Consider the following 17815-nt stretch of genomic DNA (forward strand, 5'->3'; position numbering starts at 1 on the left):
AATGTTTTAGCGTGATCAATTTTTAGCGATAGCTGCTGACTTGTCGGCCACTTTTTGCGGCGCGATCTTGGTGCCTTCCTGCAGGCGGTCAATGCCGCTCAGTACGATCTGCTGACCGTTCTTCACACCGTCCTTCACCAGGTAATCGCTGCCGCTTCTGCCTAATATGATGATCGGTTGCTTGGCTACTTTGTTGCTATCGCCTACTGCGAATACGAATACTTTGTCCTGCATCTCGATGGTGGCTTCCTGCGGTACGCGGGCCACATCGTTCAGTTTCAGGCTCAGGCGTACTTTACCGGTATTACCCGAGCGCAGCAGGCCTTCGCTGTTAGGGAAAGTAGCACGCACGGTGATGGCGCCGGTGGTCTTGTCGAACTGGCCATCTACCATATCGATGTGGCCGTTGCGGGCATAAACACTTTGGTTAGCCATTACCAATGATACCGGTGGCAGGTGCCTGATCTTATCGTTCAGCGTATTGCCGGCGTAGTGATCTTTAAAGCCGATAAAGTCGTTCTCACCTAAAGAGAAGTACACATGCACATCGTGCACGTCAGATAGTTGGGTGAGGGCTTGCGCATCAGCCGGGCCAACCAGGCTACCTTGCTTTTTGAGCAGGCGGCCAATGTAACCACTCACCGGTGCTTTGATGGTGGTGTACCCCAGGTTGATCTGGGCGGTACCTACCTGTGCGCGGGCCTGTTCTACATTGCCCTGAGCGATCTCTTGGGCGGCCTTGGCAGCTTTAAGCTGGTAGTCAGATACCACCTTGTTCTGCACCAGTGGGGTCAGTTTCTCTACCTCCAGCTTGGCGTTAGACAGGGCGCCTTCGGCAGCATGCAGGCTGGCTTTGGCATTGTTGAGTGCCTGGCGGTATGGGTTATCGTTGATCTTGAACAATGGGGTACCTGCTTTTACAAAAGCACCTTCATCGGCATAAACACGATCAAGGGTACCTGATACCTGCGGACGTATCTCCACGTTAACGGCACCTTCAACCGATGCAGGGTATTCTTGGTAAGTGGTAGCGGTATCAGTATGTATCTCCGTTACAGGAAGCGCTTGTGGCGCTGCGGCCTGCTGTTGCGCCGGCTTTTCGGCACAACCATACAGCAGTGCCGTGGCGAGGATCAATGCTAAGGGTTTCATGATGGTCACAGTTTTTGAGTTGTTGTTTGTAGTTGTCAATTTGTATTTGCTTGTGATCGTGTAAGGTCAGGCATATCATTCATGTCAATTCAATGTGTCAGATATCACCTATTTTATTAGTGTAAAATTATTTAACAGCGTTAAGCTAAGGGAATGAAGTATATTGTATCACTGCTCTGGAATTTATTATAAATTATGGATGTTTAACCATTTAACACTGTTAAGTGCATCTTGATAAAAAAAGGACGTTAGTCCTTCATTGCTCTGATGATACCACCAATGGTATCTTTAAGTACCTGCTCGTTGATGCCATCAGGCACGCTCTGGCGTACCAGATTGATTGAGATCAGGCCGTGTACCACTGACCAAAACGTGTAGTAGCGTTTGCACACCTCATCATTATCCAGGTCTTTTTTCATGATCTCGGCGATCACATTGCATATCATGCTGGCCGGAGCTTCAACCTCGGGCACCTTGTTCTCAAATACGCAACAGTTCACCTCGATACCGAACATTAGCTGATACAGCTCCTTTTCGGCAAAGGCGAAGTTCCAATAGGTGAGCCACATGGCCTCCAGTTGCTTTTCGGGCAGGCGATGTGCATCACGTGCGGCCTGCATATCTTTAGCCAAAATGCAGTATCCTTTTTTGGTCAGTTCCATCAGGATAGCCTCTTTATTGGCAAAATACTCGTATATGATCGGGGCAGTGTATTCAATAATGTCGGCTATCTTACGCATGCTTACCGCCTGCCAGCCTTCGGCCCGGCCAATATGCAGCGCCGCATCCAGGATCTTGGTCCTGGTCTCTTCTTTTAAGCGGAGTATCCTGTCTTTACTGGCCATCGTTAAAGGGCATTAAGTTATTTAACACTGTTAAACAAATGTACGGTGTTTTGAATGCGCACCGTTTAATCTGAATGTCATTTGTAAATGGATGAATTGTCATGTTGGCTTCTCGTAACGGTTCATAGTACAAATAAGCGCATTTAATTGAAGCGTGGTATCGCCTGATCGCTTATTTTCTGGCCAGCGCATCAAGCCCCGATCTGTGGATCGGTATAGCCGTGCTTGCCGGTCTCTACCCGACCCGCAAAGCCTCTGCCAAAATCGTCGTACCCGCTCACCTTTAATATAAGGTCATACCAATGATGGCTCTTTTGCAGATCCACCACCTGCACATGCTGCCTGCCCGGCGCTATGGTGAACGTATGATCACCGGTATGATACGCTTTCGCCACTACATCCACCTCGTAAGGCATATCCTTGCTGTGGTTGATGATCTTCAGTTCGGCATTACCGGTGGCTGTGTACACCATCTCGACATGCAGGGCCGGGTCATGCGCGTTACCGCTAAAGCTTCGCCAAAAGCCGTTGGGGCCCGATAGCTCGAGCTGGTAACGGCCTTGCTCAAAGCTGTACAGGGGCCAATGGTAGGTCAACTGGTCGCCGGGTTTAATGGCAAAGGCCCAGGTGCGCATGCCTTTGGCACCGGGAGCGGCGGCTTCGGTCAGTCCATAACCCATTACATTGAACGGAACGCCCGCCTTGGGGCCCGACCGCATGGTCATGGTCAAATCTTTTTTTTGCCCGTTCAGTTCGGCAGTAGCATATAGTTCATAAGGTAATGCACAGGATCGGCGCATGCCCTTTTCCTGGCGGGGGAAGATGTTGAGTGATCGCGGGTCTTTGTTGGCTCTGATCACCTCGTCGTCACTTAATGAGGCATAATTATCCGGCAACGGCTTGTTACGAGCCTCATGTATGCGCTGTACCGTATCATTCAGTTTAAGGGAAGCCGGGTAACTGATCGGCTCGCCGTTATAGGGTCTGAATACTGAGGTTAGGTCGCCGCAGATGGTGCGGCGCCAGTCGCTGATATTGGTCTCTTTAACGGCCTTCCCCTTTTTATGCGCGATGAACGTTTCTAAAAAACGCAGGCATGAGGTGTGATCAAATACTTCCGAATTGACCCAACCGCCGCGGGTCCATGGCGATGCGATCACCATAGGCACCCTGAACCCCAAACCGATCGGACTTTCCCGTTCATAGGCCATGTTGTGCGCGGCGTTGGGGTCGAGGGTCGCATGCTCAATACTGGTGTCCAAACCGGTGGAGCATTTTCCGCTTTCAGGCTTGTTCGTGTTTGGCGGAACGAACGGCGCCACATGATCAAAGTAGCCATCGTTCTCATCGTAATTCAAAATAAAAATGGTCTTTTTCCAAACCTCGGGATCGCGTGTCAATATGTCCAGCACCTCCGATACGTACCAGGCGCCGTACCACGGCGAAGTGGGATGATCTGAAAAGTTGGACGGAGCACAAAGCCACGATACGGTAGGTAATTGCCCGTTGTTCACATCCTGCCTGAACTGGTAAAGCACATTCCCCTTGGGAATGGTCACCTGCTTTTCCTCGCCACCTTCGTGGTAAGTGAAAGTGGTCAATTCGCGGTAATGCGGATCGTTCGCGTTGGTCACAAAGGCGCGGCGGTGCAGGTTCTTTTCCCGTTCGCTAAGCTGGTCAAATGAGCGTTGTGCGATATCGGCCTGTTCCTTTTTTAGTTGGGTCAGCTCATCACTGGCTTGTTTGATCTTTTCTGCGGCCTTGGAATCCTCCGGCCGCTTTTGAAGTTCCTCCAGTTCGCGTGCTAATTCAACGATGCGCTTTTGAACGAACTCCACATGGCCTTTATGCAGTTTGACATTGTATCGTTTGTAAAACTCGAGGTTATTATCGGTAAAGTTGCCCAGCCAATCATCCTGCTCGCCCGTGAGGCCGGTGTCTATACTCACCTCGTTCTGGTATACCTTCCATGATACGCCTGCCTCCTCAAGCCTTTCGGGGAAAGTGATGCAAGTGAGGTCCTTGAAATTGATCTGGTCATTATACACCAACGCCTTTGAACCTGGATGCTGTTCTTCCCTGATGCTGCCCGCCCAAAAATAAGATCGGTTGGAACTGGTACCGGTCAGCGAGGAGCAAAAGTTCTGGTCACATACAGTAAAGGCATCGGCCAGGGCATAGTAGAATGGGATGTCCTTACGGTCGTAATAACCCATGGTAAGCGGCATCTGACCATAATCTTTATTACCCGACCGCTTGCTTTCCAGCCAGCCGTCCATAGCGCCTTTGTTGTAGGCATCCACCTGATCATGCCACGAGTGCGGCAGTGAGTGCATCCAGGTGGCCTTAGTGTTACGGATATCTAGGTTGAAAGGAATATAGGTCTCGTTCCTTTTATTGCGCTGCAGCCATACGGTGTTCAGGTCGGGCATGCGCATGGCCCGCGGATCATCAAAGCCGCGCACGCCCTGCAAGGTGCCATAGCAATGGTCAAAAGAACGGTTCTCCTGCATCAGGAACACGATGTGTTCGGCATCCAGATAGGTGGTGCCCTGATCAGCATCGATCGCCAAAGCCTTTTGTATGGAGCCCGGCAAAACCGAGAACAGGCCGGCAGAACCGGTAAGCAAGGTGGCCTTTTTGATGAATTCGCGGCGGGTATCGGTCATAGTATATTACTAAAGCGCAAATAAAATGATACGCAGCATCATCCTCATTAACGCCATATTAATTTAAATATACGCACCTGAGCCATAAAAAAAGGGATAAGCTTTTGGCTTATCCCAGTTTCTGTTGTTGCGTCCCGGCGTATGTTTAAAAATCGAATTTGATAAAGGTGCGGAAACCCAACTTAGGCGCGTTAGGGTTATCCAGGTAAGTGAACCTGCGCACCAGGTCAAAACGAATGAGTTTGAAAATGTTGCCCACACCGATACTTCCCTCAGCATACATGCCATTGTTAAGTGTGTAGGTAGTGGCCTGGCCCTGGCTGTTGGTTGGGAAACGGAGCAGCGATGGGTCATTGGCCGGGTTGTTCTCTGGCCTTACGGCTCCCCATAACCCTTTAAAGTTGATGATCTCGCGCAGTTTCAGGCGGCGCAATAATGGTACTTTGTTGAACAGGAAGCCATTGAAATTATGATCGAACGTAAAGGTGGCATAATGGTCGCTCACAAATTCCTGGAAGTTCATCATGTTGAACGACTGGAACTGGAACGCATAGCTCTGATTAGCGCGGTGTATATCCAACAATGGGAACGGCACCTTACCGAACAGGTAACCACCCTCCACGCTCACATCAGTAAAGCCTAATTGCGAGGCGTAAAAACGTTTGCTGATGTTAGCGGTCACGTTCTGATAATCATAGTTACCACCTAAAAATCCGTTCAGGCCCTGAGTGTAACGCAAGGTATACACAGGGTACTTGTCAGGGATAGGTGTACGATAGATCTTACCTTGATAAAATTTCTCATGAGGAGCATAACGCACCTGGGCCGAGAACTCTGTGGTGTGGATCAGGTTCACGTTGTTCAACACACCGTTAGGCAGCAGGTTCTGGAAACGCAGGGCACCGGCAGGGCTCTGGTTCCATTTTTTAAAGCCGATGGCGTATGAGAAGTGGTTCAGGAACTCGTGAACATAATCGATCTTAAAGATGTCATTGTACAGCCACTGATCGTTAGCACCACGTTTGAACGACAGCAGAAAGTTACTTTCCTGCACGAATTCAAGCTCCTGGCCAGGTATCTTGGTATCGCGCTGGTAGCTGGCACGTATATAGTTTTGCGGGAACGCGTAGATCGATTTGTTATTGATCGAGTACGTAGAACTTAAAAAGTACTTGAACTTTTGATCTTTGGTACCGTAAGCGGCGTAGGTCTCAAAGTAGTAACGCTTGCTCAGGGTAGGCGTGGTGCGGCCACCCAAACGGCCTCTGAAACCCTCTACAGGGTTGAAGCTGTAAAATGTATTTACAGGACCCACCTCGAACGGACCGAAATTCTTATACCCTGCCAGGAACAGGGTAGCGATGTCCATCGTACGTCTGAATGATGGCATATGCTGCAAGCTATCCACGTTATGGTATATATTAGCTGATACTGCATCCAGTGTATCGGGGCGGCTCTTTGACCAGTATTGATCGTCCTTTTCTTCAGCCTTTTGGGCGTATACCTGGGCCGGGCCGTCATATGCTTGTTTAGGGCGCGGCTGATCGATCACAAAGTTGTTGATGGTCACCAAACGCTCGCCGAAAACACCTCCACCTTTGTTCTTGTTCAGTCCGAAGTCCATCTTGAGGTCGCTTTTGCTCAAGTGGTAGCGTCCGTCGCTGTTCTTTTCAAAGCTCAGGCGGCACTCCATTTGGCGAACAAAGTTAAGGTCGATGTTGCGATTAACGGTCAAGAACGCATTTTGAACGGCATAATTGCCATCCATGGTGATGTATATCTTACCCTCGAATAATTTATTGATGGTGTTGCGCGGCGTAAAGCTCAGTTCGATGAGGTTGGGCTGCTGGTCCTTAATGGTATCGGTGATGAAGAACTTATAATAATCGGGCGAGTGATCGGCGATCGGGCTCAAGAGCTGATTACTCAATAACGACACGTTGTTATCATAAATATTGATATCCTGATACATGCGGTTAAAGTAGGTGGTGAGGCCCTGGTTATCTACGAAATTCTCATCGTACTTCACCTGCTTATTGGCTTCTACCACCTGCTTTTGCGCATAAGGAGCTTTGCGGTAGTAATTGTCCGAAAGCTTCTCCTCCATATATAAGGGCAGCATGTTCTTACCACCAATGGCCGTTGAATCGTCCTGGTGGCGGAACATGAACTGGTAATTTTTGAAAATGCGCTTTTGCGTGAATTTCTCGCTTAGGTTACTCAGCGAAAAGATCATGCGCTCGTACTGCTTGTATTCGGCATAGCTGTAGTTGGTCACCTCGTTCTGCTCCTTGTGGGCGATCACCTTTCGGATCAGCTCAACTGCCGGGTTATTCTTATTGGTATATTTCTTCTTTTTGCCTGACCTAACCACTACGTCGCCTAATTGGCGGCTATCTTCGTTCAGGGCGATGTTGATGGTTTGTTCTTTGCCCGCATCTATATTGCGGGTAACGGTCTTATAACCTACATAAGTCACCCTTATCTGGGCAAAGTTATCGTTGGTACGGATCACATAATGGCCGTTGTTATCGGTAGCTGCGCCCTGGCTGCTGCCGGCAAAACCTACGGTAACAAATGATAAGGGTTGTTTGGTCTTGGCGTCGGTAATGGTACCTTGTACCACGGTGATGGATTGGGCATACCCCGTAATGTAACTGCTCAAAAGGATCAGTAGGGTATAAAATATCTTTGTGAAAAGTTTCATGGCCTTCTTTCTAAAAAACACAGGTAACCGCGGCTACCATCAATGCTGACGATCATAGGATGTCTGACATTTTAATTTGTTAACAAGAACTGTTGGTGATATGCTAAGAGTTACCGGGTGATGACGATCACGCCTGATAACGCTTGAGAGATCGCTTATAGTGACACTAGTTCAAATTGACGATGCAAATGTGCGCCGCTCGATTAGAAGTTACAACATCAAGAAAGCTGTATGACAATTGGATCACAATATCCTTACAATATTATTACGATCCATGGCAACATATTAACCTTTTAGCCGTAAAATTGCGATTTCTGCAACGCCCGCATATTGTATTCATGACACCGATGCACGATCTTTGTATCACTTATCTACACCTGTCATGTTTAAGAACATCACTCTTGCGCTCACCTTTTCGGCTATTATGGCCGTCACTCAGGCGCAGCCGATAACCAGCTATTCGCCTTTTAAAGACAGCGTGGTAGTGCGTGTGCACCCGGTATATGACAGTGTAAGCGGCGCGCATCGTTGGCTCTTCGGTAAAAATTACCGGCAGGAGTGGGCCACACCTGTCAAACTACCCATCATCCGGATATCGCAGTTTCATGGAGGCCTCAAACCTTTGCGCGAGGGTGGCGGCTATCAATCCAAGTCGTTGCGTTTGGTAGATGCTTCGGGTAAAGAATGGGTGATCCGCAGTGTAGAAAAGACCCCTGATAAATTATTACCACCTACCCTGAGGGGCACCTTCGCCATAGATTGGCTGGACGACGCCTTGAGCAGCCAGCATCCGTTATCGGCGCTGGTAGTGCCACCGCTGGCTGAGGCTGCCGGTGTACCTCATACTGACCCGGTGATCGGCGTGATCGCAAATGACCCCGCACTTGGCGACTATGCCAAAGTATTTGACGGGTTGGTGGTGTTGCTTGAAGAACGCGAACCGGCAGGAAAGTCGGACAATAGTATCAAGATGCTGGCCGAACTGAGCGAGGATAACGACAACCATGTGAATGGTGAGCAGTTCTTGCGGGCCCGTATGCTCGACCTGCTTTTAGGCGATTGGGACCGACATGAGGACCAGTGGCGCTGGGCTTATGAAAAGAACGGCAAGCAAAAAAAGTATTTTGCCGTACCGCGCGACCGTGATCAGGTGTTCCATGCGAGCGAAGGCGTATTTCCTTGGTTAGCGGCGCGTACCTGGGTAAGCCCTACACTTGACCATTTTGAAGGTAACATCCCAAGGGTGGAGTACTCCTTGTTCAAGACCCGTTTTATACAGCCTTACCCAGATGCACAGATCAGCTACCAGCGCTGGATGCAGATCGCAAATGAATTTGTAAAGGCCGAGACCGACGCCGTATTGGAAGCCGGACTAAAGCGATTGCCGCCCGAGATGTACCGCATCAGGCATGACGAGCTATTGAAAAAGCTCAAACAACGGCGTGATAACATCCCTGCAGCCATGGATGAATATTACCGTTTCATCAACCGCCGGGTAGACCTTCGTTTGAGCGACAAGAACGAGTTGGTGAACATCAACGGCACTGCCGATAAGCGGCTACGGATCCAAGTGAACAAGGTGGATAAAGATGGCAGCAGCAAAGGTCAGTTGATGGACATGACCTACGATCCGGCCATCACTAAAGAGATCCGCCTGTATGTGCAGGACGGCAATGATAAGGTGGTGGTAAATAATCCCTCATCGCCCATTCAACTGCGGGTGATCGGTCAAAATGGTGCTAAGACCTACGACATCAAGAATTCGACCCGTACCGTTCAGCTTTACAGCCGTAAGGATAGTGTGCAACTGATCGATAAGGGTAGTGTGAACGCACATCTGAACAACGATACCCTGAACACCCGCTTCGTACAGAACAACCCCTACAATATCTGGATGCCGCTGGTGACCGCCGCATTAAATGCTGATGATGGTCTGTTGCTGGGTGCAGGCTTCAAATACACCCGCCGCGAAGGCTTCCGCAAGTTACCTTATGCCAGTGTGCAGCAGTTGCTCATCACCCATGCCTTTGCTACCGATGCGTTCAGGATCAGGTACGGTGGGGAGTGGATCAGCGCCGTAGGCTCGGCCGACCTTTTGTTGAATGCGTTTGTTCAGGCACCCAATAACACGCTCAACTATTTTGGTCGCGGCAACAATACACCGCTCATCAAATTTGATGGCTACCGCCGCTTTTACCGTACCCGTTACAATACCTACCAGTTCGACCCATCCTTGCGCTGGCATACCGGGGCTAACAGCACCATCAGCGCAGGTCCGTCATTACAGTACTACAAACTGGATGTGGATGATAACGTGGGCCGGTTCATCAGGCGGTCATCGTTTATTGGCTCGTATGACAGCGCTACAGTAGATAAGGACAAGGCGCATGTTGGACTGGTGATCAATTACAACAGTAACCAACGCAATAACCCCATCCTCCCAAGTGCAGGCTATTATTTCAATATCACCCTGCAAGGTTATAAAGGACTCAACAGCTACAGCCACTCGTTCGCGCAACTGAGGCCCGAGTTTACCTTTTACCAAAAGCTGAACAGCAAGGGTACGGTGGTGCTCAGTGATCGGGTAGGTGGTGGCATTACGGTGGGTAAGGCGGCGTTCTATCAATCCATGTTCCTGGGTGGACAGGGTAATTTGCTGGGATATTTGCAGAACCGTTTTGCCGGGCAGCACATGGCCTACAACAATTTGCAGTTACGCGCCAAACTGATCGATATTGCCAGCTACATATTGCCAGGACAGTTAGGCCTCACCGGTTTTTATGACGCCGGACGGGTATGGGTGAGCAACGAGACCTCCAACAAGATACACCAGGGCGGCGGCGGCGGCTTATATTTTGCCCCGGCCGGTATGGTGGTGGTTCAGGCGTTGGCAGGCCGCTCTGAAGAGGGTTGGTATCCCTATGTATCGCTTAATGTGCGTTTGTAGAACTTTCAGTTGGGTGTGATCTTTTGGCTGATCCAAGGTCATTTTAACAGTTTGGCGATAACGCTCCGTTTCCTTTTTAGTTAATTTTGCCTAAGTTCTTAAAAACTCATGAGTATACTTCCGTTCGCCGATAACCCATTCGATCTGCATATCTCTTTTCACGTGCTTATTGAGCACCTGGAGAAAGTTGCGGCCGAACAGACCGGTTATGCCGCCGAACGGGCCGCCAGCTTACTGAAAGAGATCGAGCCCTATCCGCAGTTGCGCACCGGGCTAAGCGAGGTCGATCAGGTGAACGCGCATTTGCCGGTGATCGATAAGCTCCTGGCCGACCTTTTCCCGCCGGCATTGAGCCATAACGAGATCAAGGCCGTTACCGTACCTTTCCAGCCCATCGTGATCAACCGTACCGAACGGTTAAAGAAGATCATGGAGGAGGCCGGACCAGACTTCGACCTTTCCATCCGCGATTTTGATAAGCATCAATACTATGTGATGAGCAGCAGCCTGATCCTGAACGAGCTGTATCATACCAACATCGATCTGGGTAAGCCCATGTTCTTTGATATCCCGTCGGCCAATGGGATCATGAAGCATTACCGGATCTTGTATAACGCCGACTTTTTAGAGATCATCCCGACCGAGAAGGCCATACCGCTTACCGACGACGATATCACCCTGCTCATCAATAACTACGATGACCTGGAGCTTTGGCAGAGCAAGTTCCCGCCGGGGAGTTATTTGCTGAAGGGCTTTGCGATCATGAACCTTTTTGATGCCACGATCGAGAACGCGGTATCATCGCTTAAAGAGACGCTGCTGTCTGACATGCAGGACGTCAACATCGAGAGCGATTTTCAATCTATATTCCGGTCCATATACCGCATACCCGACCTGCAGGTAGGGTTTACAGCGTTCGACTCCGAAGAGAACAAGTTCATGAGCCTGCGGCCCATACGCAAGATCCACAGCTTTATGCTCAATAACAGCGATGCTGCGGTATGTACCGATATCTTAGGCCCTAAGTCGTACCAGACCATTATTGGCAAGAGCGGCTTTTTTGCCATTACCGATAGTCGCCAGTTCTTTTTAGAGCACCCCGACAGTGAGCTGGCCCATACCTTTTTAGAGCAGGGCATCCAAAGTTTTATTTTGGCGCCGGTGGTGAAGGACGATGTATTGCTGGGTGTACTGGAGCTGGCCTCGCCGCGGCCGCGTGAGCTGAACAGCGTGAACGCCCATAAGCTCGAGATCGTGATGCCGTTCATGGTGAGCACTATAGACCGTAAGATCACCAACCGGCAGAACCATATACAGGCCATCATCCAGAACGAGTATACCAGCTTGCACCCCAGCGTGCAGTGGAAGTTCAGGAAAGAGGTCGAAAAATACATGGAGCGCCGGGCCGATCAAAAGGACCACGAGCTTAAAGAGATCGTTTTTGAGGATGTGTACCCGCTGTACGGCCAGATCGATATCAAAGGATCTACCGAGGTGCGTAACCGCAGTACCCAAAAGGACCTTACCCGGCAGCTAACGGCCCTGATCGGTATTTTGCGGCAGTTGCATGGTTCTGATGCGCATGCCTCCAGCTTTATGCAAAAATTGCTGGGCTACCGCACCGAGACCGAGGATTCCTCGCTACTGATGCGTACCGATACTGAGCAGCAGATCCAATACTTTATTGACAATAAGGTACACCCCCTGCTCGACCGTTTTGCCGATATACCTGAACACCAGGCCGATATTGCCCGCTACTACCGCGACCTGGATAAGCATACGGGCAGCTTCTACACCTTCCGCCGTAAGTATGATGCCACGGTATCGGGTATTAACCAAAAGATGGTGGCCTTGCTGGATGCCCGGCAGCAGGAAGCGCAGCAGCAGTTCCCGCATTATTATGAGCGGTTCAAGAGCGATGGAGTAGAGCACAACCTGTACATAGGTGCTTCTATTGCGCATACACGGGCCTTTTTGCCGGTGCATTTTCATAACCTGAGGCTTTGGCAACTGCGCACCCTTTGCGAGATGGAGCAAGAGCACCAGCGCATAAAAGGCACCTTTCCGTATACACTGGAGGTGACCACGCTGATCCTGGCCTACAGCAATACCCTATCCATCAGGTTCAGGATGGATGAGAAGCGTTTTGATGTGGATGGCACGTATAATGCCCGGTTCGAGATCGTAAAGAAACGGATCGATAAGGCCCGGATCAAGGGCAGCCACGAGCGCATTACCCAACCCGGTAAGGTGACCATCGTGTACGCTCACCCTAACGAGGAACGCGAATACCGCGGCCACATTGAACAGCTGCAAGCCCAGGGACTGTTAGGCCCGGGGGTTGAACACCTGGAGGTGGAGGATCTGCAAAGCATATCAGGTTTAAAGGCCCTGCGCGTGGCTATTGTTCAGGCTGATGGGGTGGCCGCTACAGGTGTGCCCACCACCGCCCAACAGGTGAGTGCCGCCCTGAAGTGATCATTATCAATTTGGTAAAACATGGCCGCATATGGCCCGGTTGGGGTGCGTAACCGACAGCCGGATACACAACTGCGGTGTTACATATGGGGCTTAAAGTGTTACATTTGGTGTTACATTCTTGTTTTTTGTTGAAATTTCTGGAAAAAGTTGGGTTTTTACGAATTTTGTAAAGCCTAAAAGTGGGGAAATTTGGGGAATTCTGTTACAGCCGTGTAACACTTTTGGATACACTAAGGTGCCATTTTTCAAGCGATGATAGCGCCGGTTGGTAATCTTGCCGGATGACGGATCCCACGACCTTGACTTATTCACCCGGCCTTGCCCACCTGACCGACCTCAGCCGGGCAAGTCACTTAAAATATCACTACCTTGCCCTATACATTTACCAGCACACCATGAGCAAACATAACACGATCGGCTTCTCGTACCGGGTGGAGGGCGTTACCCTGCAAAACACAGGCGAACAGCTGCGCACCACCACACCATTTATTACGCACGACATCATTGAGGCCATTGACCAGCAACTCAAACCCCAGAACTACAAGGTAGACCCCTCCTCGTTACGCATCAAATACACCGACGATCAGCTCTACATCGAAGGTTTTGCCGTAGAGAAACAGGAACCCAAAACCGTCGGTTTCCTGTCTGGCAGGTAGGATTTGCTTGTTGACCTTTAAGTATGAAGTATAAAAGCCGCAAGATGGTCGATCATCTTGCGGCTTTTTGATTATGGGTGGATAGTCCAGGCGGCACGCGTGGACCGATAATGATACGAGATTAATTATGAACCAAATTTGGCATTTGTTGTAACGGTTAATAAGTTTTTCATTAGGGCTAAATCAGCGTTGATTGCGATCAATATCAATTTATTTTTCTATTGACGAATTATAGATATTACTATATTTATGAACTAACCTAAATCACATGAAAATTCTCACCACCCCTGAAGAAGTAGAATACTACGTAGAAAACAATTTAGCGACTTATTATAAAAAAAGATCCCTGTTCCCTTTTTTTGGAGCTGGTTTTACAATGGGGGCTAAAACAATGAGAGGTGTAATTCCAGATGGCTCGACATGCGTGCAAATGATGAAAAATTTGATTGTAACACATAATCAAGATTTGCACGACGACCTAATACATATTTCAGATTTTGACAAAGTTGCGGGACTTTTCTATAGAGTCGTTCCTAAAGACGTAATCGCTGACTTCATATATGACAACTTTACGGGAGCCAAGCTTGACAAGGTTCGAGAGGAATTTATAAACTTAAGCTGGCCTTTTATATATACTCTAAACATCGACGATGCAATAGAACGTAATTCAAAATATCGAGCAATACTGCCAAATGTTCCACTGACAAAAAAATATCTTTCAGAGGTAATATTCAAACTTCATGGCGATGCTATTGATGAAATTTCCTACATAAAACACACAGAAGGAATTATTTTTAGCAGACAGCAATACTTAAGGAGTATAATAAATAACAAAGACTTATTAGACATATTCTTAGAAGATTACACTAGCGTAAATTTTATACTCATAGGTTGCAGTTTGGATAACGAGCTTGACTTAGAATTTATATTGGCCAATAATGATATTAAATCAAAAAAGGAAACTGACAAAATCTATTTGACCAGTCGTGTTCCATCCCCTATTAACAAACTCAAACTTGAAAGCTATGGCATCAACATTTGCTTGGTAGTAGATGACTATTCTGGCTTTTACTCGCTTGTAAACGAAAAATTTAAAGACGTTGACATATCAACAAATGAGCCTTTTAAAAGGTATCAAGTTGATAAGTTGCTTAAGAACTCTAACAAGCAATTCAATATGAGAGCTTTGCTTGGGGAGCAGGAAATTAGAATTGAAAACAACACTATTACTGTCCCTCAATTTTTTATTGATAGAGCCGTCCTTCCCCGTATCGCAAATCTACTTCTTAACGAGGATATAATATTCATAATAGGTAAACGTGTTTCGGGTAAAACTTTTTTACTTTACTCCATCGCTAACATTGTAAAAAACAAGAGTGTTTATCTTTTCCCTTCAAAGGTTTCTTTCGATTCTGACTATATCGATAAACTTTTAGAGCTACAAAACGTCATAGTAATGTTTGACACTGACACTTTAGCCGCTTTCGATATAGAAGACATTTACTATCGAATATCAGATTTCGTGGCAAGAAACATCTCATTTGTTTTCTGCATAAATAGTTCGGATCGATTAATGATAGCGGTACCTTACACCCGTGTTTTTAACAGAGAACTTATAGAGGTTGATGCTTTTCTGTCATATGAAGAAGTAGGCTTAATTAACAAAAACCTATCAAGGTTTGGAATTGCCAATTTCAGATCAAGTGTAAATATTCTCAACAATATTATTCATCATAAAGAGATTTACAGAAATTTAAATGCCGATTTAAACAGTATTAGCTCCGCGCTAGATTCCAAATTACTTACAATTTATATACTGTGCGCAACCTTCGACAAAGTATACTCATCGTTGTTTAGGGCACTTCAGATTGATCAAGATAAACTCTCTTACGCGGTTAATCTTAGTAAAAGTGCAATAGAATTCGAATACGATATAGAATTAATTGAGCAGGGGCAGCATTCAAGCTTTAAAGTCATAACCAACTCTAAGGTTTTCTTATTCTCTTTATTAGGTCATTACATATCAAATCAAAAAAATGTTAATATAGCAGTTAGTACAATAGTGGATGTAGTAAAAAGATTGAAAACCTATGATAGATTCAAAACTTACTATAAGTCTATAATCGCTTTCGATTCATTAAATCAGATATTCTACAAACGATCAGGAGGAGCAGCCAACCTTATATTCTTAATCTATGGGAAGCTGGAAGAGCTATTATATATTGATACTCATTATTGGATGCAAAGAGCGAAGAGTATCTATTATTTGAAAAGAACAAATGTTCAGGAATTACTAACCGCTGCCGAATATGCAAAAAAACCTTACTTCGATTCAGCCGATCACTCTCGGATAAAAATCAATGCCAGCTTCCAAATAGCATTAATTTATATTAGGATAGTCATAACACAAAAGTTTAACAATCATCAAACTTTTACTGAAACAGTAAAGTGGGTTTGCATTGCACTTAAAGAAAATCTTCATAACAGTAAAGTGATTGAAAATTTAATTGAAGACGCTAAGAAGGGAAAGATGAATAACGACTATTATCAATTCGCAACGTTCGTTCTCGATAATCCTTCTATGCTATCACCCAACGACCGAGAAACTATATTATCCAAACTATTTAGCTCAAAAATTATTTCAAAGCAGTAACTTGTTGCAATTTGGAACAGCTTAGTGAAAGCTATATCTAACATATTTGAATTATAAGCAGGTTAAAACAAGTCATAGTGTAATCCTTAAAATTACTCCCACAGCACCGTGAACTTGAAGTCCAGGGGGTGGAGGTTGCGGATAAGTTCGTCGATGAATACCTGGCCCCATTTCACGTAGAAAAGGCCAAAATTCTCGCTGCGTTCCTGCAGGCTGTTGTTGGGGAATATCTCGGCCTTTACGGCTTCGAGCTGGCGCAGGTGGGTGGCGTGGTTACGCTTTTCGGCCTTGGTAAGCTTGGTCTCCAGGTTATCGATCGCGTGCTTTAACCGGGCCTGCACGGCCTCGGCCGATGGGCCTAACGTAGGGTCTATCTTATGGGCACGCAATTTCAGTTTCTCGAACACACATTGCAGCTCGCGCCATTCCTCTTTAAGGGTAAGGTCGTGCTGGCTGTGCTTATGTACCCACTGGTTCTTCAGCGTGTCAACATTTTCAAATAACTGGGCGGTGCTCAGTCCCATTTTTTGGGCCTTGGCGGCGCTTTCCTGGCGGATCAGCAGGGCCGAGTTACGCAGTATCAGTATAGGGAAGGTAACGTTATAATGGTCAAAATTGGCTTTCAGTTGCAGCCAGTACACCAGCTCGGCACCGCCGCCTATGTAGGCCAGGTTGGGTAAAATGTATTCCTGGTACAGCGGGCGCATCACCACGTTGGGGCTAAAGCGCTCGGGGTGGTCGGCTATCTCCTGCTCCAGTTGGGCGCGGGTAAAGCGGATGTCGGTATTCAGTACGATAAAATCATCACCTTCCTGCACGATCCGCTCGCGCAGCTCATCGGTCAGGTAAAAAAAGTTGATCTCGCGCGGGTTCACCTGGGTATGAACGCCAAGCTTTTGCAGCAGGGCATTGCTTTCGGTAATGTGCTTAAAGCTGTGCTGGCCGGTCACATCCTCAGTAATAATGCGGCTAAAATGCTTTTTCAACCGGGCATCATCGGCATCAATGATCACCAAGCCGTAACGGCCAAAAAGCGCGTTCACGAGGTAGCGCATGGCATCGGCCAGGTTATCGTGCTGCCCGTAGGCCGTTTCCACGATCTGGGCCAGTTCGGTGGCATGGCCTTCCAAACCTAAAATGCCCTTGTACTGGTTCAAGCACTCCCTAAAGGTTCGGATATTCAAACGGCCGGTGGCGCCGCTTACCTGCTCGTTCCACTGGATCTTTTTATGACCGATGTTGGTATAGTTGATCTCGGCAAAGTCATGGTCCTCAGAGGCCATCCAGTACACGGGCACAAAGTCCTTATCGGGGAAGGCATCCTTTAGCTGGCCACACAGTTTAATGGCCGATACGATCTTGTATAAAAAATAAAGCGGACCGGTAAATACGTTCAACTGGTGCCCGGTGGTGATGGTGAACGCATTATGGTTACGCAGCAGCTCGATATTGGCCTTTACCATGGGCCAGTACGGTACCTCATTAGTACCGCCGGTACGCTCGTACTGCTCGGTAAGCACGGTGGCCAGCAGTTGCCTGTCGGCCGTTACCTGCTCCTGCTCCAGCAACTGGTGAAACCCCTTCAGATCTGGACGGTAGCTGTAAAATGAGCGTAGCTCGGGTACATCCTCCAGGTAATCAATGACCGTTCTGGAAAAAAAACCGGTGCTTTTATAGTCGATACAGGTAGCGTCCATGTTCCAAA

9 protein-coding genes are annotated in these 17815 nt (G+C 47.8%); 4 read left to right on the forward strand and 5 right to left on the reverse strand.

What is annotated here, in order from left to right; genetic code table 11:
- Positions 1 to 15: 15 nt before the first annotated feature.
- The 4 genes from LLH06_RS20495 to LLH06_RS20510 all read right to left on the reverse strand — a co-directional run bounded on the left by LLH06_RS20495 (position 16) and on the right by LLH06_RS20510 (position 7373).
- Positions 16 to 1152 (reverse strand): efflux RND transporter periplasmic adaptor subunit, encoded by a 1137-nt coding sequence (locus LLH06_RS20495; RefSeq protein ID WP_228171153.1) that lies wholly within the window; start codon positions 1150 to 1152, stop codon positions 16 to 18.
- 248 nt (positions 1153 to 1400) lie between these two features.
- Complete coding sequence (locus LLH06_RS20500; RefSeq protein WP_228171154.1) at positions 1401 to 1997, reverse strand: TetR/AcrR family transcriptional regulator; 597 nt, start codon at positions 1995 to 1997, stop codon at positions 1401 to 1403.
- Positions 1998 to 2188: 191 nt separating this feature from the next.
- Entirely contained in the window at positions 2189 to 4666 is a 2478-nt protein-coding gene (locus LLH06_RS20505) for a phosphocholine-specific phospholipase C (protein WP_228171155.1), read from the reverse strand.
- A gap of 145 nt (positions 4667 to 4811) precedes the next feature.
- Entirely contained in the window at positions 4812 to 7373 is a 2562-nt protein-coding gene (locus LLH06_RS20510) for a DUF5686 and carboxypeptidase-like regulatory domain-containing protein (RefSeq protein WP_228171156.1), read from the reverse strand.
- 382 nt (positions 7374 to 7755) lie between these two features.
- On the opposite strand from LLH06_RS20510, the gene LLH06_RS20515 reads away from it, so the two are divergent.
- The 4 genes from LLH06_RS20515 (at position 7756) to LLH06_RS20530 (ending at position 16110) form a co-directional block, all read left to right on the forward strand.
- A complete protein-coding gene (locus tag LLH06_RS20515) occupies positions 7756 to 10320 on the forward strand; it encodes a BamA/TamA family outer membrane protein (protein WP_228171157.1) in 2565 nt (854 codons plus the stop codon).
- Between the two features lie 108 nt (positions 10321 to 10428).
- Entirely contained in the window at positions 10429 to 12798 is a 2370-nt protein-coding gene (locus tag LLH06_RS20520; RefSeq protein WP_228171158.1) for a GAF domain-containing protein, read from the forward strand.
- Between the two features lie 398 nt (positions 12799 to 13196).
- Positions 13197 to 13457 carry a hypothetical protein gene (locus LLH06_RS20525; RefSeq protein WP_228171159.1) on the forward strand — a complete coding sequence of 87 codons (261 nt, stop codon included), beginning with the start codon at positions 13197 to 13199 and terminating at the stop codon, positions 13455 to 13457.
- Between the two features lie 268 nt (positions 13458 to 13725).
- Positions 13726 to 16110, forward strand: coding sequence for an SIR2 family protein (locus LLH06_RS20530; RefSeq protein ID WP_228171160.1), 2385 nt, complete (start codon positions 13726 to 13728; stop codon positions 16108 to 16110).
- A gap of 92 nt (positions 16111 to 16202) precedes the next feature.
- Here LLH06_RS20530 and bshC read toward each other — a convergent pair whose 3' ends face one another.
- Positions 16203 to 17807, reverse strand: coding sequence for a bacillithiol biosynthesis cysteine-adding enzyme BshC (bshC, locus tag LLH06_RS20535; protein ID WP_228171161.1), 1605 nt, complete (start codon positions 17805 to 17807; stop codon positions 16203 to 16205).
- Positions 17808 to 17815: the final 8 nt, after the last annotated feature.

The organism is Mucilaginibacter daejeonensis (genome assembly GCF_020783335.1).
In the GTDB taxonomy this organism is placed as follows: domain Bacteria; phylum Bacteroidota; class Bacteroidia; order Sphingobacteriales; family Sphingobacteriaceae; genus Mucilaginibacter; species Mucilaginibacter daejeonensis.